Origin of the sequence: Psychrobacter frigidicola (genome assembly GCF_007997305.1) — a bacterium.
Taxonomy (GTDB): domain Bacteria; phylum Pseudomonadota; class Gammaproteobacteria; order Pseudomonadales; family Moraxellaceae; genus Psychrobacter; species Psychrobacter frigidicola.
The window spans coordinates 1,382,190-1,403,791 of sequence record NZ_VORZ01000001.1 but is presented as its reverse complement, the minus strand read 5'-3'; the positions used below and the strand labels follow the sequence as shown (position 1 = coordinate 1,403,791).

At 42.6% G+C, this 21,602-nt stretch carries 17 protein-coding genes; 6 read left to right on the top strand and 11 right to left on the bottom strand.

All coding sequences use genetic code 11. The annotated features are described in order from the left end of the window. Nucleotides 1–137 precede the first annotated feature (137 nt). The gene (topA, locus tag ES754_RS05710; protein ID WP_147222849.1) at nt 138–2,810 is read left to right on the top strand and encodes a type I DNA topoisomerase; all 2,673 of its coding nucleotides are present in this window, start codon (nt 138–140) and stop codon (nt 2,808–2,810) included. Nucleotides 2,811–2,915: 105 nt separating this feature from the next. Here topA and ES754_RS05705 read toward each other — a convergent pair whose 3' ends face one another. After that, nucleotides 2,916–3,473 carry a superoxide dismutase family protein gene (locus tag ES754_RS05705; RefSeq protein ID WP_147222847.1) on the bottom strand — a complete coding sequence of 186 codons (558 nt, stop codon included), beginning with the start codon at nt 3,471–3,473 and terminating at the stop codon, nt 2,916–2,918. A gap of 439 nt (nt 3,474–3,912) precedes the next feature. Here ES754_RS05705 and ES754_RS05700 point away from each other — a divergent pair, with 439 nt between their 5' ends. Continuing rightward, entirely contained in the window at nt 3,913–4,335 is a 423-nt protein-coding gene (locus ES754_RS05700) for a hypothetical protein (RefSeq protein ID WP_147222845.1), read from the top strand. Between the two features lie 120 nt (nt 4,336–4,455). On the opposite strand, the gene ES754_RS05695 is transcribed toward ES754_RS05700, so the two are convergent. The 3 genes from ES754_RS05695 to lon all read right to left on the bottom strand — a co-directional run bounded on the left by ES754_RS05695 (nt 4,456) and on the right by lon (nt 9,457). Then, nucleotides 4,456–5,619 (bottom strand): META domain-containing protein, encoded by a 1,164-nt coding sequence (locus ES754_RS05695; protein WP_147222843.1) that lies wholly within the window; start codon nt 5,617–5,619, stop codon nt 4,456–4,458. 36 nt (nt 5,620–5,655) lie between these two features. Beyond that, nucleotides 5,656–6,747, bottom strand: coding sequence for an META domain-containing protein (locus ES754_RS05690; protein WP_147222841.1), 1,092 nt, complete (start codon nt 6,745–6,747; stop codon nt 5,656–5,658). Nucleotides 6,748–6,904: 157 nt separating this feature from the next. After that, nucleotides 6,905–9,457 carry an endopeptidase La gene (gene lon, locus ES754_RS05685; protein ID WP_147222839.1) on the bottom strand — a complete coding sequence of 851 codons (2,553 nt, stop codon included), beginning with the start codon at nt 9,455–9,457 and terminating at the stop codon, nt 6,905–6,907. 299 nt (nt 9,458–9,756) lie between these two features. Between lon and ES754_RS05680 the strand changes: the two genes are divergently transcribed. Then, complete coding sequence (locus ES754_RS05680; protein ID WP_147222837.1) at nt 9,757–11,118, top strand: Na+/H+ antiporter family protein; 1,362 nt, start codon at nt 9,757–9,759, stop codon at nt 11,116–11,118. A 75-nt stretch (nt 11,119–11,193) separates the two neighbouring features. On the opposite strand, the gene ES754_RS05675 is transcribed toward ES754_RS05680, so the two are convergent. Both ES754_RS05675 and ES754_RS05670 read right to left on the bottom strand, forming a co-directional pair. Further along, on the bottom strand, nt 11,194–11,436 hold the full coding sequence (locus ES754_RS05675) for a hypothetical protein (protein ID WP_147222835.1): 243 nt from the start codon (nt 11,434–11,436) through the stop codon (nt 11,194–11,196). 18 nt (nt 11,437–11,454) lie between these two features. After that, the gene (locus ES754_RS05670; RefSeq protein ID WP_147222833.1) at nt 11,455–12,117 is read right to left on the bottom strand and encodes a 5-formyltetrahydrofolate cyclo-ligase; all 663 of its coding nucleotides are present in this window, start codon (nt 12,115–12,117) and stop codon (nt 11,455–11,457) included. A 228-nt stretch (nt 12,118–12,345) separates the two neighbouring features. On the opposite strand from ES754_RS05670, the gene fumC reads away from it, so the two are divergent. Continuing rightward, on the top strand, nt 12,346–13,749 hold the full coding sequence (gene fumC, locus ES754_RS05665; protein WP_147222831.1) for a class II fumarate hydratase: 1,404 nt from the start codon (nt 12,346–12,348) through the stop codon (nt 13,747–13,749). 178 nt (nt 13,750–13,927) lie between these two features. After that, on the top strand, nt 13,928–14,806 hold the full coding sequence (locus tag ES754_RS05660; RefSeq protein ID WP_147222829.1) for a hypothetical protein: 879 nt from the start codon (nt 13,928–13,930) through the stop codon (nt 14,804–14,806). A gap of 156 nt (nt 14,807–14,962) precedes the next feature. On the opposite strand, the gene ES754_RS05655 is transcribed toward ES754_RS05660, so the two are convergent. The 5 genes from ES754_RS05655 to ES754_RS05635 all read right to left on the bottom strand — a co-directional run bounded on the left by ES754_RS05655 (nt 14,963) and on the right by ES754_RS05635 (nt 20,647). Then, a complete protein-coding gene (locus ES754_RS05655; protein WP_147222828.1) occupies nt 14,963–15,802 on the bottom strand; it encodes a MipA/OmpV family protein in 840 nt (279 codons plus the stop codon). A gap of 45 nt (nt 15,803–15,847) precedes the next feature. Next, nucleotides 15,848–16,771, bottom strand: a complete 924-nt coding sequence (locus ES754_RS05650; RefSeq protein ID WP_147222826.1) for a rhomboid family intramembrane serine protease — start codon at nt 16,769–16,771, stop codon at nt 15,848–15,850. A 127-nt stretch (nt 16,772–16,898) separates the two neighbouring features. Continuing rightward, on the bottom strand, nt 16,899–18,107 hold the full coding sequence (locus ES754_RS05645) for an alpha-hydroxy acid oxidase (protein ID WP_147222824.1): 1,209 nt from the start codon (nt 18,105–18,107) through the stop codon (nt 16,899–16,901). 107 nt (nt 18,108–18,214) lie between these two features. Then, complete coding sequence (locus tag ES754_RS05640) at nt 18,215–19,990, bottom strand: L-lactate permease (RefSeq protein WP_147222822.1); 1,776 nt, start codon at nt 19,988–19,990, stop codon at nt 18,215–18,217. Nucleotides 19,991–20,308: 318 nt separating this feature from the next. Beyond that, nucleotides 20,309–20,647 (bottom strand): glutaredoxin family protein, encoded by a 339-nt coding sequence (locus ES754_RS05635; protein WP_147222820.1) that lies wholly within the window; start codon nt 20,645–20,647, stop codon nt 20,309–20,311. A gap of 276 nt (nt 20,648–20,923) precedes the next feature. Here ES754_RS05635 and mtgA point away from each other — a divergent pair, with 276 nt between their 5' ends. Continuing rightward, nucleotides 20,924–21,601, top strand: a complete 678-nt coding sequence (gene mtgA / locus ES754_RS05630; RefSeq protein ID WP_147222819.1) for a monofunctional biosynthetic peptidoglycan transglycosylase — start codon at nt 20,924–20,926, stop codon at nt 21,599–21,601. Nucleotide 21,602: the final 1 nt, after the last annotated feature.

The following is a 21,602-nucleotide window of genomic DNA, read 5'->3' as shown; positions in this document are numbered from 1 at the left end:
CTATTATAGAATAGTTATTGTTTTTTTAAGACCACTTTTATTGGCAGCTGCCGTTATAATAAATAAATTAGCGACAACAAATGGCAACGCTGTTAAATTTTATTTATCTTTAATCCATTTATATGGTGTCGTCAAACATGGCAAAAACCACAAGTAAAAAAAGCTCAACTCCTGCTGCTGACTCTGCGGCCGCTAGCTCAAGCTCCAATGGTAAATCGTTGGTGATTGTCGAATCACCTGCCAAGGCAAAAACGATTAATAAATACCTTGGTAATGATTTTATCGTACGCTCCAGTATTGGGCATGTGCGAGATTTACCGGTGGGCGCAAGTAAAGGTGCCAAGAAAGCGACCAGCACTAAAAAAGATGAGACTTTAACTAAAGAAGAGAAAACGCAGCAAGCCTTAGTGCGGCGTATGGGTGTCGACCCTGAGCATGATTGGGCTGCCGTCTATGAAGTGCTACCGAATAAAACTAAAGTTATTAAAGAGCTAAAAGCTTTAGCTAAAGATGCGGATAAAATCTATCTGGCAACGGATATGGATAGAGAGGGGGAGGCAATCGCGTGGCATCTCAAAGAAGTGATTGGCGGCCCAGACAGCAAATATGAGCGTGTAGTCTTTAACGAGATTACCAAAACTGCCATTCAAAATGCCTTTAAGCAACCCTCCAAACTGGATATTGACCGCGTTAATGCGCAACAAGCCCGGCGCTTTTTAGACCGTGTTGTTGGCTTTATGGTGTCGCCACTACTTTGGCAAAAGGTTGCTCGTGGTCTGTCTGCAGGCCGTGTACAGTCGGTTGCTATGCGTTTGGTAGTTGAGCGTGAACATGAAATCCGTGCTTTTATTCCTGAAGAATACTGGCAGATTTTTGCAGATACTCATATCGCCGCTGGCACAAAAGCCGCCGAGCAAATAGGTATTCGCCTAGAGGCAACCAAACAAGGCGGTAAAACGCTTAAGCTGGTTAATAAAGAGCAAACTGATAAAGTTTTGGACGTTCTAAAATCAGCCAGCTATCTGGTCAAAGAGCGTGAAGAAAAGCCGACTCAATCAAAACCAAGTGCGCCCTATATCACCTCGACTTTGCAACAAGCAGCCAGTACACGTTTGGGTTTTTCGGTAAAGAAAACTATGATTTTGGCGCAACGTCTATATGAAGCGGGTCATATTACTTATATGCGTACCGATTCCACCTTTTTATCTGGTGATGCATTGGCGGCAGTTCGTGGCTATCTAGAGGACAGTTTTGGTGCTAAATATGTGCCAGAAAAGCCGAACTTCTACGGTAACAAACAAAACGCACAAGAAGCGCATGAGGCTATCCGTCCGTCTGACGTCAATATGAAATCGACTCAGATGAAAGGAGTGGAGCGTGATGCTATTCGTCTTTATGAGCTGATTTGGCGGCAATTTGTCGCTTGTCAGATGCCCCCAGCAAAATATCTATCGGTGAATTTATTCGTAACTGCCGATGATGTTGAGTTAAAAGCTCGCGGTCGTACAATGACCTTCGATGGTTATACTAGAGTACAAGCGCCCGCAAAAACGGACGATAGCTTGTTACCTGATGTTAAAAAAGGCGATGAGCTTATTTTAGACAAGCTAGATCCGAGCCAACACTTTACTAAACCTGCTCCGCGTTATACTGAAGCGAGTTTGGTTAAAGAGATGGAGAAAAAAGGTATCGGTCGTCCATCAACTTATGCCTCAATCATCTCAACTATTCAAGATCGCGGTTATGTGAAGTTAGAGAATAAGCGCTTATTTGCTGAAAAAATGGGTGATATTGTCACCGACAGGCTGACAGCTAGCTTCCCAGACTTGATGGATTATACCTTTACTGCCGCGTTAGAAGACAAGCTGGATGACGTCGCTGAAGGCGAAAAAGACTGGAAAGATGTTCTAGATAACTTCTATGGTGACTTTAAAGTTAAGCTTGAGCATGCTAAAGATAAAGATGGCATGCGTCCCAATGATCCAACTGATGTACCTGATGTCCATTGTGACTTGTGTGATCGTCCAATGCAGCTACGTACTGGCTCAACTGGGGTATTTCTAGGCTGTACCGGTTATAACTTACCACCGAAAGAGCGATGTAAAGGTACAAAAAACCTCATGCCAGTCGAAGCTTTTGCTAATCTTGATGAGGCGGAAGGGGATGACGAAGCAGCTGAAGTCAGAGATTTGATGGAGAAAAAGCGTTGCCCAAAATGCGGTACGGCAATGAATGGGTATATCGTTGACGGTGGCCTTAAGCTGCATGTTTGTGGTAATAATCCTGATTGTGATGGTTATATCTTAGAAGAAGGTAAATTTGAAGTTCCGGGCTCTGACTCGCCAACCATCGACTGTAACAAGTGCGATGGACAGATGGAGCTTAAGACTGGTCGCTTTGGCCCTTACTTTGCTTGTCAAAAATGTGATAACACGCGTAAAGTACTCAAAACCGGCGAGGCTGCGCCGCCCCGTATGGATCCCATACACATGCCGGAGCTAAAATCAGTTAAGCATGAGGATTACTTTATCCTACGTGAAGGAGCAGCTGGCATGTTCTTAGCAGCGTCTAAGTTCCCCAAAGTCCGTGAGACACGTGCGCCTAAACTGGCTGAGCTACGGGCTATCAAAAATCAGATGGAAGATAAGTTCCAGTATCTGTTTGAGGGGCCAGATGAAGACCCTGAAGGCAACCCAACTATCTTGCGTTGGTCACGTAAGAAAAAAGAGCAATATATTGGCTCTGAGAAAAATGGTAAAGCCTCGCGTTGGGGAGTGTACTGGCGTAAAGGTGAATGGGTTGAAGAGTAATAAAACTATTCTTCAATTCGACTTAAACAAGCGACCAATAAAAAAACCTCTTATATCTTAAGAGGTTTTTTTATTGGCCAAATTCAATATTATTGGTACAGATTATTAGTTCTTTTCAATGATACCACAAGCAATACGGTCACCTGACGCGCCTGCTGGCTGGCTGGTATAGTCATCCGCACTGGCATGAACGATAAAGGCGCGACGATAAACGCTGTATTTACCCGCTTCTGCAGCAGAGATTTTCTTATTTACATAGTTGATGGTTGCAACACCATTATCATTAGCGGTTAAGTTTGGTAAGTCACCGGCATGACCATTCATATCATCTGGATGAGCATGGGGTTTGTTGTCTGGATTAAAGTGACCACCGGCTGCTTTACCCATATCGGCGCAGCTGCCTGTTTCATGAATATGCAGTGCAACCGTTGATCCTGGCGTCATATTCATAAGCTTACCATATACTTGCACACCGCCATCGACAGGACGTAAGAAGATTTGACCGACTTCTTGATTGCTACCATCAACTGCTTTTAGCGTAGATTTTAGTACCGGCTGATTGAGCGGATTACCTGTTTTTAGCTGTCCTTCGGTACTTTGGCAACCGGTCATTGCTAAAGCAGAACCACATAATAAGGCACTCGCAAGCATCATCTTTTTCATTGTTATCTCCATTAATAAGTTGCCGTTATCGTTAACGGTTATATTTAGATTTCTTAATTATCATTCAATGTATATTAAGGCATCAACGTATCTGATTTAATCTATTAATATAGTTTATGAATATAGCTATATCTAAATTCGCTATGTTCTTTCCTTAAGATTGCAACCAGTATAGCCAAGCGCAGATAATAGATATTCATTAGATGCGCAACAAAGCGTTAATATATGTAAGCTGCTGATAACACATCATCTATAGTATAGAAAGAGAGCCCTTAACAAACGCTTAAGAAAAGCTCACGAAATGAAATGGTCAAATGACTAGTCGTGAGGCAAAATAGTGCATTATAAGAAATGCGAACTATCAATAATAATATATAACTTTCAATAGAAATAGCTTATGTATAACGACTATTCTCTATAACTACTATAAGGGATTAATATGAAAACATTGATTAAATTAGCAGGATCAACTGCGCTACTTGTGGGCATGATAGGTACAGGTATGACTACCGCCTCAGCTGCTAGCCAAAGTGGTGACATGCATTACACAGCAGATTGCGGTGTCAAAGAATTGCGCATGGCAAAGGGCAGCTATGATGTGAGCCGAGCGGGTGCTATTAAAGGAAGTAACTATTGTGAATACCAAATCTATGCCAAAAAAGGTCAAAGTATAAGCGCTACTATCGTTGGCAATGATGACTTATATCCTATACTTTATGGTGCTAATTCACCAGATTTAAGCAATCAAACGGTCACACTTGATAAAACAGGCGAGCATACGATTCGTGTATTACAGCCGCGCAATCAAGCTCGTGAAGGTAACACGCCTAAGCCTTACTATATGACGGTAACTGTTAAATAGCTGGTTTTTAGCATTTAATTCGTGACTTAAAAGGCCGAGTATTGATTGCTTGGCCTTTTTATTGGTTATGTTTCTATTCTCTATAAAGTTAATTTTTTTGGGATTAGTATCACAAAAATTTTAGTCAGTATTTGCAGCTTCTGTTTCAACCTTATCTACTAAGTCACTATTCAAACTTGAATTAGGATAAGGCTTAGGTGTGGGGATAGGCTCGTTTTGCCATAATAAGGTTTCGCCCGTCTCCATCGTTTGTAGTAAGTTGTAGTGTGGAAAGTCAGCTTGGGTTTCTAACGCTGGTTTTGCAGGTTGCAGACTTAAAGTTAGCTGACTTTTACTACGGGTCATCAGCTTGGAGAGTCTTGCCTCAACTCTATCACCATTTAAACCACAGCTCATCGCAGTTTGAGCACCCCTGCCCACCAGTAGGGTGTTATCTTCCAATAAGGCATAACTTCCACCAACACCATAATTACAGTTTGAATAAAAAGAAGCATACTGATTGTTATTATAGTCAGGGAAGCTCAGCGAAATCGGAAAGTCGGGGTGGTAAAAATCACTGATCAGGGCTTTCGACACTAATTTCCCATTGTTGTCATATTTATTCTTCACAGCATTAACAAGTCGCCATTGATAATCCGCCAATAGCTCATCGGTAATGGGTAGTCCAGCCGGTTTGGGCAGAATTTTGGGCGTCCCTTGAAAGATAAAGGTATTGCCATGTTCGATAACAAGCGCCAGTCGTTTGGGCGCAGTTTGGGTAGTCTTCGTAGGTTGAGCTTGCGATATCAATTGAATATTAAAGTTAAAATACGGATATTTAGGAAATAATGTTTCTATAATACTGCCACTATTGTTAATAACATTATCGGAACCACTCTCTATACAGTCCGACTGCGGTTGAGGAGTACCAGAGGTATGATAGGGAAAAGGTGGCGCTAATAATGTCATGAATTCAAGGCTATAATTTTGACAGCCTTGATATAAATTAATAATATCAGGCGCTACCTCAAGCTTTATAGGTGGCGAAGTGGGTATGGTAATAGTATTGCCTTGAGCATCAACGACTTGTTGTAACTGCCAGTCATACCCATTAGCCCATTGAATCACTTGAGCTTCTTTTACGACAATCTCTTTAGTAGGGGCAGGCGTATCCATAGTCGGAATATTGACTGTGGGTGGCGGCTTTGAGCTTTTGATAGGAGCGGACTGACAGCCTACCAAACCAACCACCCCAAACAAACTTATAAAAATAATCGGGAGAATAGAGCTATTTAAAATTGTCATAACAAACCTCTCAAAATGATTATAAAAAGCTTAGCGTTACTCTTTTTTCTCATTCTTCCAAATTAAAGTGTCACCTGAATCAAGCTTTTGAGTGAGTAGGTAATAAGGAATCTTAGCAACACTTTCATCACTGTCTGGATACTGTTTAAGCGATAGCTGGCCACGGCTCAGTTGTTCGACCTCTCTAATCTTATCTTCTGCCGCCTCACGCTTTGGACCACAGCCCATCATTGACTGTGCGCCAGAACCAATTAACAATATATGGTCAGGCGTCAAAATATACGGTCCACCAACACCATTACAGTTGGCGCTAAAGCCAGCATTGCTGCGCTCATTACTAGTATAAAAACCACTATAAATTGGAATGCCACGATAGTTAAGCTCAGTAATGGGCTGCTGATTACTGTTAATAGCGCTTACGAGTCGCCATTTATGACTCTCAAGAAATTCTTTGGTAATAGGTAATCCAGACGTTGGCTTTATCGTTTTTACACTACCTTTAAAAGTCAGCGTATCATCTTGAGCTTTTAAGACCAGTTGATAGGTTGACGGTTTTTGTGATATCAGCTGGAAGCTAAAACTCCCTCTACCGTAACGAGGGAATAGTGCTGTTAAGTTCTCAACTATTTTGTAGCGCTGTTGTTTCTGCTCTGATGAAAGTGAATGGCTTGATGATGGTACAGGGGTTGTTAAACAAGAAGGCGGAGTAAGGGTAGAGACAAGATAAGGGCTGTACTTATAATCATTGTAATCGCTATGGTCGACACGATAACGCTGACAATCATAGTCAAATATCAAGTTGCTTGGTCGCACATCCATTAGTACTGGTCGTTCAGCATCAAGGTTAATAATTCTGCCTGTTTTATCTAGCCATTCAATCAATTGCCAGTCATAACGGTTGAGCGTGCTTACCGGAAGCTCTGGTAATTTCCATGATCTTATATGTTCATTTGGTTCGCTATAGATTCGCTCAATCAGCGCTTCCATCTCTTTATCGTTTACTAAAGCCGAACTTTCAACAGTTAGGGGTTTAATCTGATTACCTTCAGTTGTCTGACAACCAAGCAAAACGACTGAAGGCAGTAAGCTCATAATCAGGAATGGGATAGTTAAACGATATGAAGTCATATTTTTCACCAAACAAACATTTGTCTAAAATATAGCACAGTCACTTAATGAGCACGACTATAGAATTATTTACCGCACAAAAAAGCCGCCCACTATAATAGTGAACGGCTTTGATTAACTTATGGTTTTATTCAGACGCTATTGATTAGCGCTTAGCTTAGTTATGTAAGACTTTGCCTTTGGTTTTATCAACCGTAACTTTAGCGGGCTTTAGTGGCTTTGGCATACTGACCAAGGCCACTTTTAATATCTCATCAATCGTTGCTACTGGCTGAATGGTCAGGCCAGCTTTTACGTTATCCGGAATATCAGCCAAATCACGCTCGTTGGTCGCTGGAATCAAGACATGCTTGATACCACCGCGATGCGCTGCTAAGAGTTTCTCTTTAAGACCACCGATGCGCAGGATTTTACCGCGTAAGGTAATCTCACCAGTCATAGCAATCTCTGGGCGAATGGCAATGCCCGTCATGGCTGAGACTAATGCTGTCGTTAGTGCGCCACCAGCAGATGGACCATCTTTTGGTGTGGCACCTTCTGGCATGTGGACGTGGACATCGGTCGTTTTAAAGGTTTCATAATCGATACCCAAGCTGTCACCACGCGCCCGAACCACGCTCATCGCTGCGCGAATAGACTCTTTCATGACATCGCCTAGGGAGCCGGTGAAGATAAGCTCGCCTTTGCCTTTCATAGCCACAGCTTCAATAGTCAGCAGCTCGCCGCCCACTTGAGTCCATGCCAATCCAGTAATGCGACCAACCTCAGGCTCTTCTTCGGCAAGCCCATAGTCATACTGATGCACACCGAGATAGTCGTCAATATTCGTATCATCAACGACGACCAGCTGACGCTCATCTTTTTTCGGTGCGCGTGCGCCATGAGCTTCAACCGAGCCGCGAACGACTTTACGGCAGATTTTATTGACTTCACGCTCAAGGTTACGCACGCCGGCTTCACGGGTGTAACTCTGCACGATGCTATGCAATGCCGCTTCAACAATCTCAATTTCGCCTTCTTTTAAACCATTATTCTTAATGGCTTTTGGCACCAGATATTTCTTCGCGATACTGACTTTTTCTGCTTCGGTATAACCCGGTAGACGAATAACTTCCATCCGGTCAAGAAGCGCTGCTGGAATATCCATACTATTAGCAGTACAGATAAACATCACTTGCGATAAATCCAGATCCATATCTAGATAATGGTCGTTAAAGCTATGGTTTTGTGACGGATCTAATACTTCTAATAATGCTGATGCCGGATCACCACGGAAGTCTTGCGCCATTTTATCAATTTCATCTAACAAGAATAGCGGGTTTTTAACCTCAACTTTTGCCAGTGACTGCACGATTTTACCAGGCATAGCACCGATATAAGTACGGCGGTGACCACGAATCTCAGCTTCGTCACGGACACCACCAAGCGCCATACGCACAAACTTACGACCCGTTGCGCGTGCGATTGATTCACCAAGAGAGGTTTTACCAACACCAGGAGGACCGACGAGGCATAGAATCGGGCCACGAAGTTTTTTCACGCGTGACTGAACCGCTAAGTATTCTAAGATGCGGTCTTTCACATCTTGCAAGCCATAATGGTCTTCATCCAAGATGGTTTTTGCTTTATCTAGATTAATCGATACTTTAGTCGTTGCGTTCCACGGCGTGTCTAAAATCCACTCAATATAATTGCGGACGACTGAAGACTCAGAAGACGCTGGTGGCATCATTTTGAGCTTTTTCATTTCTTGATCGGCTTTTTTGCGCACATCTTCTGGCAAGTCAGCATCTTCAAGGCGCTGCTCAAGCTCACCGACATCGTCATCGCTATCAAATGCACCGTCATTCATATCTGACAGCTCATTCTTAATGGCTTTCATTTTTTCATTTAAGAAGTATTCGCGCTGATTGTCTTCCATCTGCTGACGGACCGCATCTTGAATATCTTGTTCGATATTTTGCTCAGCGCTTTGTTTAACTAAGTATTCAGTCAACGTATTAATGTGTGCTTTAAGATCGTCTTTTTCCAAAAACGACTGTTTAACATCCAAGTCCATCGATACACGGGTGGAGATGAAATACACCAGCTCAAGTAAATCGTCGATACGTTTGGCCACGCGAGTAAGCTCACGAGCATTGCGCAAACGGGCATCAGCATAACTTTCAAAAAGGCCAGTTAACGCTTTCATGGTGTTTTTTTGTTGACTGTCATCCATTTGCACGTCAAGGTCAGCACGCTCAAAGGTTGCCATTAAAACGTCGTCGTGCTCTTCTAATGCATCGACTCGCGCGCGGTATTGACCTTCGATAAGGACTTTAATGCAATTTTCATCGCTGTCATGTGGCATGGTGCTAACGATGCGGCACACGGTACCATATTGGTACAAGTTGTCTTGGTCAATATCTTCGGTTAATGAATCTTTTTGCGCAACGACCAGTACTTTATCGCCATATTTGGCTTGTGCCAATTCAACCGCTTTAACCGATGGCGCACGACCAACGAATAGCGCAATTTGCATATGTGGGTAGACGACGACATCTCTAAGGGCAAGCAGCGGTAAGTAGGTATCCGGCTTGGTATCGTCTGTGGTTACAGACTCGCTTTCTTCGCTTACGGTATCAATCTCGCTCTCAGCGCCAGTCTCAGTATCAATTTCAGTGTCGATCTCAATGTCAACGTTGTCTTTATCAATATTATAGTCAGTCATATCTTCTATTTCCTTATTAACCAGACTTGTAAAGTCAAGTTGGTGGTTCATGTTTAAATAAATGGTGACCCCAGAAAAAATTGCAAGGCTTATGGTTTAAGAGAATAAAAATAGTGTGGGTCGGCTTGCTGTCTGCGAGGTTCTGCGCGTAGGTTTTAAAGCCAAAATAAGGTAAACTGGCGCGCGTCTTAAATACGTGCGGAAGCATTATAAAAAATGAGCATAAGTGTTTAAGACAACAGCATTAAAAAATTGGCTGAAAATTAGGTAATACATTACAAAGGTAAAGGGACTAAAACATGACCATCAATGCAGTGCTACTCGCGGTAGTCATTATGCTGGGGCTGTCACTGGCGCGAGTACATGTGGTACTGAGTTTACTTATTGGGGCTATGGCTGGCGGGCTGATAGCGGGTCTCGGTATGACTGATACCTTAACGGCCTTTCAAGAAGGTATCAAAAATGGGGCACAAATTGCACTCTCTTATGCCTTACTTGGGGCGTTTGCGGTAGCGATTGCCCATTCAGGATTGCCACAGTCGCTGGCAGGTGCTGTCATCAAGCGTATTGACGCTGGTGGTACGAGTGGAATGATTAAGTATATGCTGTTTGCTGGTCTGGTCATGATGAGCTGCTTTAGCCAAAACTTAATCCCGATTCATATTGCCTTTATTCCCCTGCTTGTACCACCATTGCTATTGGCATTTAATCGCATGCACATTGATAGACGGCTAATAGCTTGTCTGATTACCTTTGGTTTGGTGACCACGTACATGTTTATTCCTTATGGTTTTGGGGATATTTATCTCAACCAAATAATGCTCAAAAACGTCGGTGAAGCGGGTATAGATGTCAGTAATATCTCAGTCACTAAAGCAATGGCAATTCCAGCATTAGGCATGTTCGTAGGTTTATTAATTGCAGTCTTTGTTAGTTATCGCAAGCCGCGTCAGTATCAACAGCTGACCATTGATAAAGACGCGCGTGATGCCGTGGTAGATGGCGACGCTTTAAGTAAAACGGCTGCGGATGCCCAAGCGCAAAGTAAGCTCAAAACGCTCGTGGCACTAGCAGCCATTGTCACCGCTTTCGTGGTTCAGCTTTATACCGACTCGTTATTACTTGGTTCTATGTTTGGCTTTGGCGTCTTTATGGCCACCGGTGTGGTCAAATGGCGTGATGCGGATACGGTCTTTAACGACGGTATTAAGCTGATGGCCATGATTGGCTTTATTATGATTACTGCGCAGGGTTTTGCCGAAGTCATGAAAGCAACCGAGCAAATCCAACCTTTAGTTGATGGCGCGACGTCCATTTTTGCAGGCAATAAAGCGATGGCCGCTTTTGTTATGCTATTGCTGGGGCTAATTGTGACGATGGGTATTGGCTCGTCATTCTCCACCATTCCGATTTTAGCTGCGATTTATGTGCCACTGTGTATTTCCCTTGGATTTTCGCCATTAGCTACCGTTGCGATTATTGGTACGGCTGGTGCGCTTGGCGATGCTGGTTCTCCCGCGTCAGATTCGACCCTTGGTCCAACGTCTGGTCTCAACGTCGATGGACAACACGACCATATCAAGGACAGCGTGATACCGACCTTTATTCATTACAATATTCCATTATTGGTGTTTGGTTGGATTGCGGCAATGGTGTTATAAAGACGGCCTCTAAACATTAAAAATAGTTAAATTAATCATTATTAACGGCTGTAGGCTTATCACTTACTGCCGTTTTTATTTTTTATCATTCGTTTTATCCGTAATTTTAATAGGTTTATCTTCAAAGTCTGCTATATCCTGTTCAGTGAATGCTAAAAAGTTATCACATTCTTGCAGTAGCGCCTCTAAGCGTTCAGCATTCAGTGTCGCCGCTAATTCTGACTCACTAAACTTATCATTATAAGCCTGCGTATTGGTATCATCATCAGCTGATAAATGTGCCGCGAGATAGTCAGCAACTGATTTATTTGTCGTCATGGTTAGCTTTTTTAATAATCATTTAAACCATCTCAGGCCACTAGGCGTAATCAACCCATCAAGCGGCACATCCCAAGATTGGCGTGCAAGTTGCTCAACCACCTGAAAGTCATAGCACCAGCCTATCTTTAATGGTTTTTTCGAGCCGGATTGATAGCTCTTAGCAAGAGTCGTATCATAAAAACCACCGCCCATACCCATGCGATTACCAAAATTATCAACCGCTGTTAAGGGGCAGATAATCACATCCAATTCCCGCGCCCACAATAATCGGCGATGGTGATTTTGCTTCATACCAAGCCTATGTATGCGCGTTGGTATGTTTAATAATTTTGATTGGTGAATAGCCACAAAACGCAGGCGTTTATCATCATTGCCTAATGACCCAACCACTGGCAAATAAGGCCGATAGTCTAAGCGTTTACACCAATCTACTAATGGCTGAGTCGGAAGCTCACCAAAGCCGTCGTAATATAAACCAATACGGGCGTTGGTAGGCAAGCGCTGCTGTAGTTTAGTTAAGTGCAAACTGGCATTACGGGCAAAGTGTTGGCGCTGATTGTCAGTTAATTGACGACGCTGGCGGGTAAACTGGCGTCTGGGTGGATTGCTAATGACTGGTTGCTGCTCCGACTGAGCCTGCAACTTTTTATCATCACAAGTGTTGATGTTGGTGATCATATTTTGATTACCTTTTTTAATTTAAAATTTAATTTTTACTATAAATAATTGGCTTTAGCGATACAGTATCTATTATTATGATTGTAAATATGTCATCGCAACCTTAAGCCGTCCTTGAGATATTTGTGATAAGTCGTGCTATTATATTGTAAATGACATGCATGGTTAGTCAAATGAGTCACAGTTTAGGCTCTTTCTTCTCGCAATCAATCATTAAAGAGGACAGTTATGTCGACACAGAATCAGGCAACTCGTACCGAAAAAGATACCATGGGCAACGTAGAAGTGCCGGTAGATGCTTATTGGGGCGCCCAAACACAGCGTAGCCGCGAGAACTTTAAGATTGGTGGTGAGACTTTACCGCGTCCGATGATCGAAGCGATGGCAATGGTCAAAAAAGCCGCTGCGATTACCAATGCGAGCTTAGAGCGTTTAGATACTGACAAGCGTGATTTAATCATCCAAGCCGCTGATGAAGTGATTAATGGTGGCTTAACCGACCAGTTTCCGTTAGTGGTCTGGCAGACGGGTTCTGGCACCCAGTCAAACATGAACATGAACGAAGTATTGGCCAACCGTGCGAATGAGATTGCGGGTTCTGAGCGTGGCACTTATCAGCCGATTCACCCGAATGACCATGTCAACCATGCGCAATCAACCAATGACAGCTTCCCAACCGCTATTCGTGTGGCTGCTGCGCGTGAGATTAATAGCTTATTGATTCCTGCGATAAATGCACTACGCGATACTTTGGATAAAAAAGCCAAAGAATTCGATAGCATTGTGAAAATTGGTCGTACGCATTTGCAAGATGCCACGCCATTAACTTTAGGCCAAGAATTCAGCGGTTATGTGAGCCAACTTGATCACTCACTTGTCCGTATTGATAATGCGCTACAAGGCTTATATGAATTGCCACTGGGTGGTACAGCGGTTGGTACGGGTCTAAACGCTCATCCTGATTATGCGGTAAAAGCAGCTGAGCAATTAGCAACATTGACGGATTTACCATTTGTCACTTCACCGAATAAGTTTGAAGCTTTAGCGGCGCGTGATGCTGAAGTGTTTGCCTCAGGTGCACTAAAAACGTTAGCGGGTAGCTTAAATAAAATTGCTAATGATGTGCGTTGGTTGGCGTCAGGTCCACGCTGCGGTATCGGTGAGATTACTATTCCAGAAAATGAGCCGGGCTCCTCTATCATGCCGGGCAAAGTGAATCCCACTCAGTCAGAAGCGATGACGATGGTTGTCGCTCAAGTCATGGGTAACGATACCACTATTAATATGGCTGGCGCGTCTGGTAACTTTGAGCTAAACGTCTTTAAACCGGTGATTGCCTTCAATTTATTGCAGTCTATTAAGCTGTTAGGCGATGCGTGCAATAGCTTCAACGAACACTGTGCTGCCGGTATTGAGCCAGTAAAAGAGAAAATCGACTATTACTTACATAACTCTTTAATGCTAGTGACCGCATTGAACCGTCATGTCGGTTATGAGAATGCCGCGAAAATTGCAAAGACGGCTTATAAGGAAGATAAAACCCTTAAGCAAGTTGCGGTTGAACTTCAGCTGCTAACTGAAGCTCAGTTTGATGAGTGGGTAACCCCTGAAGATATGGTGCATCCTTCTTAAGAAAAAGAAGCGGTTTTTGCAGTTTAATAAAAAAACCTTGTCATGTAATGTGGCAAGGTCTTTTTTTATTAAAAATGCAAATGCTTCGTTAAATCATACCCTTTCTCCATAAAGTTTATAGCTAGTTATAGGTGTAAATGTTCATGCTATGATGCATAGATATATCTGGAGGTTGTCTATGAATTTAAATACAAAGTCGCTTGAAAAACTACGTATGCTGATTAACGAGGAAACAAGTTATAGAAAAGGTTTCCAGCTGGTTGATTTCTTCAATAGTCTAGGATTTAACGATATTTATGGACAGGGTTTTCCATCTCGTTCGATATATACTAATCAAAAGTTAGAGATCATCAATGGCACGCCTAGGATGGAGCAATGCATTAAGGCAGTGTTATACCCTGCAAGTTTTATAGATAAATTAGAACATCTTGATGAGTGTATAGAAACCCTAAATAAATATATTGCTTTCGATAAATGGAAGGTAATTCGTAACAGCGCTGATATTAATTTTCAACGATTAGATAAAGTTGAGGTTAAAGAGCCTTCAAAATCTAATCATGCTACTACTGAAAACCAATTTCTAAGTCGAGAATTTTCAAATATTTCAGTACAGAAAATTGGATTAGAAGGGATGGTCTCTGAGGTAATTGAAGGGAGAATAAAAGAAATCGAAAGGTGTTATTCTTCAGATGCATATTTATCTGTAATTATTATTGCAGGTAGTACTCTCGAAGGGGTTTTATTAGGTCTGGCTAATCAATACCCCAGACATTTTAATACTGCAAAATCTTCTCCCAAGGATAAATCAGGTAAAGTGTACGAACTTTCCAAATGGTCGCTAAGCTCATTTATTGATGTTGCGTATGAGCTGGGACTGGTACAACATGATATTCAGAGATTTAGCCATACGCTTAGAGACTTTCGCAATTATACTCATCCATATCAGCAAATGAGTTTTGGGTTTAATCCAAGAGAACATACCGCAAAAATATGTTTGCATGTATTAAAGGCGGCTATCCAAGAGATTAGCGAAAATGTCTCAAAAATTAATACTTAATTTCTATAATCATAATATTTGCGGGATGGATTACGTTTAGCCTGCACTTTCTGTCAGACCTTGATAAAACTAACCCAAATTATGGCTAGTGCAAAAAAAAGACCTCACCACATAATGCGTTAAGGTCTTTTTTTATATCAAACTTCTAAAAATACTTTAAAACTTATACAACAACCCAAGTGTCGTCGTTGAATCCGTACGTGAGTTCACCATTGGACTGTCATTTTGCTCATTCGGTAAAAAGCTCAAGCTTTGATTGGCAAATCCTGCCCACTTATCATTAAAGTCATAATTGGCACTAACATTCACATAAGGATTCAAGCTTTGATTAGACTCATAAGCGTCAACCCCTGTACGTGCTGACTCTTCATCACTAACGCCATAATAATAATTGTTGTAATCATCATCATAAAACTCAAAGCCAACGCTCGGATAGACCGTTAGCTTGTTTTTAGTGATTTTAGCAAGATAACTCAAGCGGGCGCTATTGCCACCACTATGATCTAAGATATCAGTAGCGACTTGTGCACGGAAGCCACCGACAGGGGTAAGGCGCATGTAGCTAAGGCCTGCCGCTGCTGATAACTTACGCTTATCAAGACCAGATAGTGCACCGTTAGCATCATCAGGATCAAATGAATTGCCATCAAGTTGCGCGTAGGCCGCGAGCTGATTGGTGCCATCATTAATTAAATAGGCGCCGGCTTGGGCACCGCGCGCATAGAACTTATTATTGTCATAAAAGACACCGGGCAATACGCGGACTTTATTATTGTCATCCAAATCATAAGCTGAATTGTTGACTAAGACATTCACGCCCACGCTTAATACCGCATCTTGATCCGCTGGTAGGTTATTAAAGAACGCCGCATTTGCCATACCTGCTACGCTAAATAGCGCGGTTGCTGTTAAAGCATTAACCAAGGTGCGCGTGCTAACGATAGAGGTTGCATTTTCTTTTAATGCAGAAACAGTTAACGTAGGAAGTTTTGACATAGTCGGCTCTCATTAGCAATTAGGTAAGATTGAATTAAATAGTATTTATACGGCGGCTAATACTTGTAATATTTGATTATGAATATCTTGCCACCACCAGACGAAACCAATGGTCACCAGTAATATCACTATCCACGGTAATATCTGCCAAATGATAGCGGGCTTAGTATGAATAGGTATAGCAGGAGGAGTGCTGGAATAAATATCAGGATTTATAGTAGTGGTTTGGTCATTGCCGTTTGAGTCATTATAATTGTTTTGATAGCCCGTCTGGTCATTAGAGTGATTACTTTGATAGTCCATCTGATAATTAGGGGGAGGAGTTGGCAATGGTACAAGTGCAGCCGAACGTTGGCGATGCGCAATGCCTATTGCTAGTGCAATCACTAAGCCAGTCAGCGCGCCGCCAATATGTCCGGCATTATCAATACCCGGTACCGCAAAACCGTAGACTAAGTTAATGCCCATGATAAATACTAAGCTTTTAAGATTCAGCACCATGTTATTCACGGATATTTTAAACAGGGCAGCTATCAATAATGCCGCCCCGATACCCATAATACCACCAGACGCACCAGCGGATAATCCCGGCTGTGCAGTCGCGTCCAAAATACCTTGCCAAGTAATATGATTATTCAGCAGGTTACCGCCAACGGCGGCTAGTAAAAATAGCAGTAAGAATTTAGCTGAACCAAACATGGGCTCTGCAATCTGGCCAAAAAAGTACATGGCAAAGCTATTAAACAATAAATGCATAAAGCCAATATGTAAAAAAGCACTACTGACCAAGCGCCATGGATCATCACCCATAGTGTAAGGAAGGGCATTTGCGCCCCAATGTAGCAGTTGCTCAGTTGAAGGGTTATTGGCATCAACGCCTGACAACACTTGTAGTACATACAAGCCAATGAAGCAGACTAGTAGGATAGTGGTGACCGGAGCCGTTTTTAACAGTTGTTGAATAGTCATAAAGCGCTATAGTAATCAAAAGGTATGGGTAGAGTATAAAGGGTATGATAGGTATAAAGAAAGCGTTCAGCTCCACCAACACTTATCAGTGCTCTATCTTATTTGCTCCTATCCATACTTATATCGTTTACCAGCGCATCGGCGCGACATACGGTAGCGCGGTTTTGAGATGTTCGTAAGTGCCTTTAACTAAAATATCATCGGTTACTTGATTGATATCCGTATGACCGCAAAATGCCATGGTGATATCACACTCGTTATAAATAAGCTCAAGCGCACGGCGCACGCCGTCTTCACCATACGCACCCAAGCCGTATAAAAACGCCCGTCCAATCATAGTGCCATTAGCGCCTAAGGCCATTGCTTTGAGCACATCTTGGCCAGAGCGAATACCACTATCGAGCCAAATCTCGATTTGACTGTTCTCAGCACGTACCGCTTGCACGATATCAGCAAGGGAAGCAATAGAGGAGGGCGCGCCATCAAGCTGACGACCGCCATGATTCGAGACTACTAGCGCATCGGCACCACTACGCGCTGCTAATATCGCATCTTCTGGCTCCATGATACCTTTGATAATAAGCTTGCCGCCCCACATGTCCTTAATACGGGATACATCGTCCCAGCTTAGCGCAGGGTCAAACTGCTCTGCTGTCCATGCTGATAAGGAGGAAAGGTCTTCAACATTTTTGGCGTGACCGACGATATTACCAAAGGTTCGGCGTTTGGTGCCAAGCATATTCAGGCACCATTCTGGCTTGGTCATCAGGTTTAGGATATTGGCTAGGGTAGGTTTTGGCGGCGCGGATAAACCATTTTTAATGTCTTTATGACGTTGGCCTAATACCTGCAAATCGGCCGTTAAGATAAGCGCTGAGCAATTGGCGGCTTTGGCACGGCGAATGAGATTGGCTATAAAGTCTTGATCGCGCATCATATATAGCTGAAACCAAAACGGCGCACTGGTATTTTCTGCGACATCTTCAATCGAGCAAATACTCATCGTTGATAAAGAGAAAGGCACGCCAAACTTCTCTGCTGCCCGTGCGGCATGAATCTCCCCATCTGCCCACATCATGCCGGTAAAGCCAGTCGGTGCAATAGCCACTGGCATTTTTACTGGTGAGCCTAGCATATCAGTAGCAAGCGAGCGCCCTTCCATATCAACCAGTACCCGTTGACGTAATTTAATACGGTCAAAGTCGGTTTCGTTATTACGATAAGTGGTCTCAGTCCATGAACCTGAATCTACATAATCATAAAACATGCGCGGTATTTTACGCTGAGCGACTTGGCGCAGGTCTTCAATTTCAGTAATTTTACTTAAATCTTTCATGGATTTTCCTTGGTAACCAAATATAAATCTGACGCTAGTATAATTAATATAATAGCGTCAGATCAAGGGCTTGTGATTCATTCATAATAAGTGATTCGTTATCCAATTTAGCCGTTTGATATTGATTTAGAAGCATTTTTTTTATCGCTAAGTGCCAAAATTCCAAAGAATGTTATGGGCCAAATGACAGCCAATATCCACCACCACATGTCACCGAAGATAATACCCATACCGATTAGTCCGGTCTGAATAACATAATAGGTCATTGCTAGCAGTGTCTTACGTATGACATACCCTTCTTTATCCATCAGACCGACTACCGCACAGGCAGCAACTACGTTGTGCACTGAAATCATATTACCCGCTGCGCCGCCCACTGCTTGTAATGCGACTACTTGACCTGCAAGATTACCATCAAGGCCAATTTGACTGGCCGTTGACCATTGGAAATAGGAGAACATCATATTACTGACCGTGTTTGAGCCTGCAATGAACGCACCCATTGCGCCAATCCACGGTGACACTAAAGGCCATGCGTTTTGGAAAGCACCAGCGGCACTCTCAGCCAGCAATATTGGCATCGCAGGTAATGCATTAGCGACTTCAGCAGCTGAACCAGAGTTGATAAACACTTGTACCATAGGCACTGAAAATAGTAGAGCAGGTGCAGCGTCGACCATGGTCTTTGCCGAGCTGCTCCAACTGCGTTTTACAGCTTTCCCGTTCATTTTAAACAATAAGATACACAGTAATGAGGTGACAATTAAAATGGAGCCGGGAGAGTAGGCAAGCTGTACTTTACTAGAAATAGTGGTACCAAAAAGATTACTGAATTCTAACGTGGTTAAATTTCCCGTTAAAAAAGCTTTTAGTGGTGCAATAGTCCGAGTTATGATTAATAGGGCAATGATTATGATGTAAGGGGAAAACGCCCGCATTAAAGAAAACTTCGGTGCCACTGTATCATCATATTTCTCTTCTGGAAGTGACCCTAGCCAGTCTTTGTCCCATTTGGCGCGAGGCGCAAAATCAAAGATATCTTTGGGCATTAAAAAGCCGCGCTTTGCCGCAGGAACGACAATCATGAGACCAATAAAACCGCCTACCAATGATGGGAATTCAGGGCCTAGATACTTGGCAACTAAGAAGTAGGGAATGGTAAAGCTAAGACCAGCAAAGATGGCGAATGGCCATACTTTAAGCCCTTCCATAAAAGACCGTCTTGCGCCAAAGAATCGGGTCAAAAATGCACTCAAAATTAATGGTATTAAAAAACCAACTAGCGCATGTATCAGACCAATATTACCCGTAATTTGTAGTAGGTAATTTTCAGCAGAAAGGGGCGCAATGGCCTGCGTTATATCCTGTTTATCATTGATACCCGTCCAAACGCCAAGCAGTACTGGCGTACCAACCGCGCCAAATGATACAGGTGTTGATTGGATGATTAGCACCGCCATAACGGAGGCCATCGCTGGGAAGCCTAATGCCAATAACAGCGGTGCACCGATAGCAGATGGAGTACCAAATCCTGATGAGCCTTCCACCATTGAGCAGAATAACCACGCCACAATAATCACTTGAATGCGTCTATCGGGTGAGATATCCATAAAGCCTTTACGAATGGCGACAATAGCCCCGCCTTCTTTTAGCGTATTCAATAATAAAATGGCAGCAAAGACAATGAATAACAGGGTGAGCGCGACAATAATACCATTTGCAGTAGCCGCCGCTACTTGAGCACCACTCGCTTGCCAGACGAACAATGCTAAAAGTGCGGTTACTAAATAGGCGACGCCCATCGATATTTTGGCAGGTAAGCGCATGACCACGAGTAATACGAGAACGACGAGAATGGGCGCTAAGGCCAGAAAGGTATACATTATTAACAATCCTTGTTAGTAAATGTCTTTTAGGTATTAATCGACTTATTGTTATTAGTTTTCTATAAACTGATATTTTTTACATTAGATTGGTAATTAATTTAAACTCCAAGGATGGCACAAATAGTAAGTTCGCATAGTCAACTTGCTATGATGACTATAAAATCAACATAGCAAAAGATGATTGGTTTTACTAGCAAATAATGAGCGCGTGAAAAATTAAAATAGAAGTGAAGGAAAGTAGGGCTACAAAGCTTAAAGTTATCAACACATTACTAGCAAATTATATTCAAAGGTTGGCATCAATGTAGGAAACTATTAATAGTTATTATGCTCCTCAACTAACCGCTGCAAATCTAATACCGAAAATGGATAGTTTAACCGCTGGGTTTTGGTGAGCAGTACGGGGATAGTGGTAGCAAATTGCATCATAAGAGTTTCATCGAAATTCGCAATATCGATATGCTGATAAGTAACCGGTTGCACCGCTTGAAAATTTGTTAGCAGCTGCTCAGCAATCGTACATAAATGACAGCCAGACGTCCCCAATAACCACCATTCGTCTTGAAGTTCAGCATGAGTAAGAGTAGGGATAGACGTTAGGATATGTGTTCGTAGCTTATTTATAGTGTCGTTATTGTTCGTACTTTTATTCATGCTTATACTCTTGTTTTTATTAGGACAGTTAATAATTTTTATTTGAAACCTTGCTGTTTTAGACTTTATTCTAAATGTTAAGAAATTAGGATTCTTAATAGGGTTTGCTATGATTTCTATCATAAAGAAAGCGGGCAAATAATGACAGCGATTGTGAGATTAGGTAAGATAGCCTGCTGTTTACCACAATAGCTACATACTCATATCTGAACACTGATATGCGCTACCCTGTCTTCTTCAGTTTATTTATTCTTTAATCACTTGGATATTGCACGCATGACAAGTATTGGCAAATTTATAAAACGGCTATTATGGGCAGTGCTACTGCTGGTAGTGGCCTTTCATGTGTTGGTAGCGGGATTGCTTTTAATATGGAAAACACAGCCAATTAATAACAGTATGTTTATGCTCACTCATAGGTTGACGGGGGGCAGTGTTACTCAAACTTGGGCGGACTACGACGCTATTGCTCAGTCGGCTAAGCAAGCTGCCATTGTCAGTGAAGACTCTAAGTTTAGCCAACATAATGGTTTTGATTTTGATGGTATTGAGGCGGCAAGGAAAAAGAATGAAGCGTCTGGTACGATGTCAGCAGGTGGCTCAACTATTACGCAGCAGCTGGCAAAAAATCTGTTTTTGACCTCGCATCGCTCTTATGTGCGTAAAGGTGAGGAAGCAGTTATTACCGTCATGATTGAAAAGTTATGGGACAAACAACGCATTCTAACTGCTTATCTGAATGTGGCAGAATTTGGCAAGGGTATCTATGGTATTGACGCCGCGGCCCATCATTATTTTAATAAGTCTGCCGCTAAGCTGAACCGTGACGAGTCAGCACTACTTATAGGAATGTTGACCAATCCAAAATATTACGGAGACAATCAGAGCGACAGGGGTCTGCGTAATAAACAACGTATTATTAAAAAACGCATGAATAATGCGGTGCTACCATAAG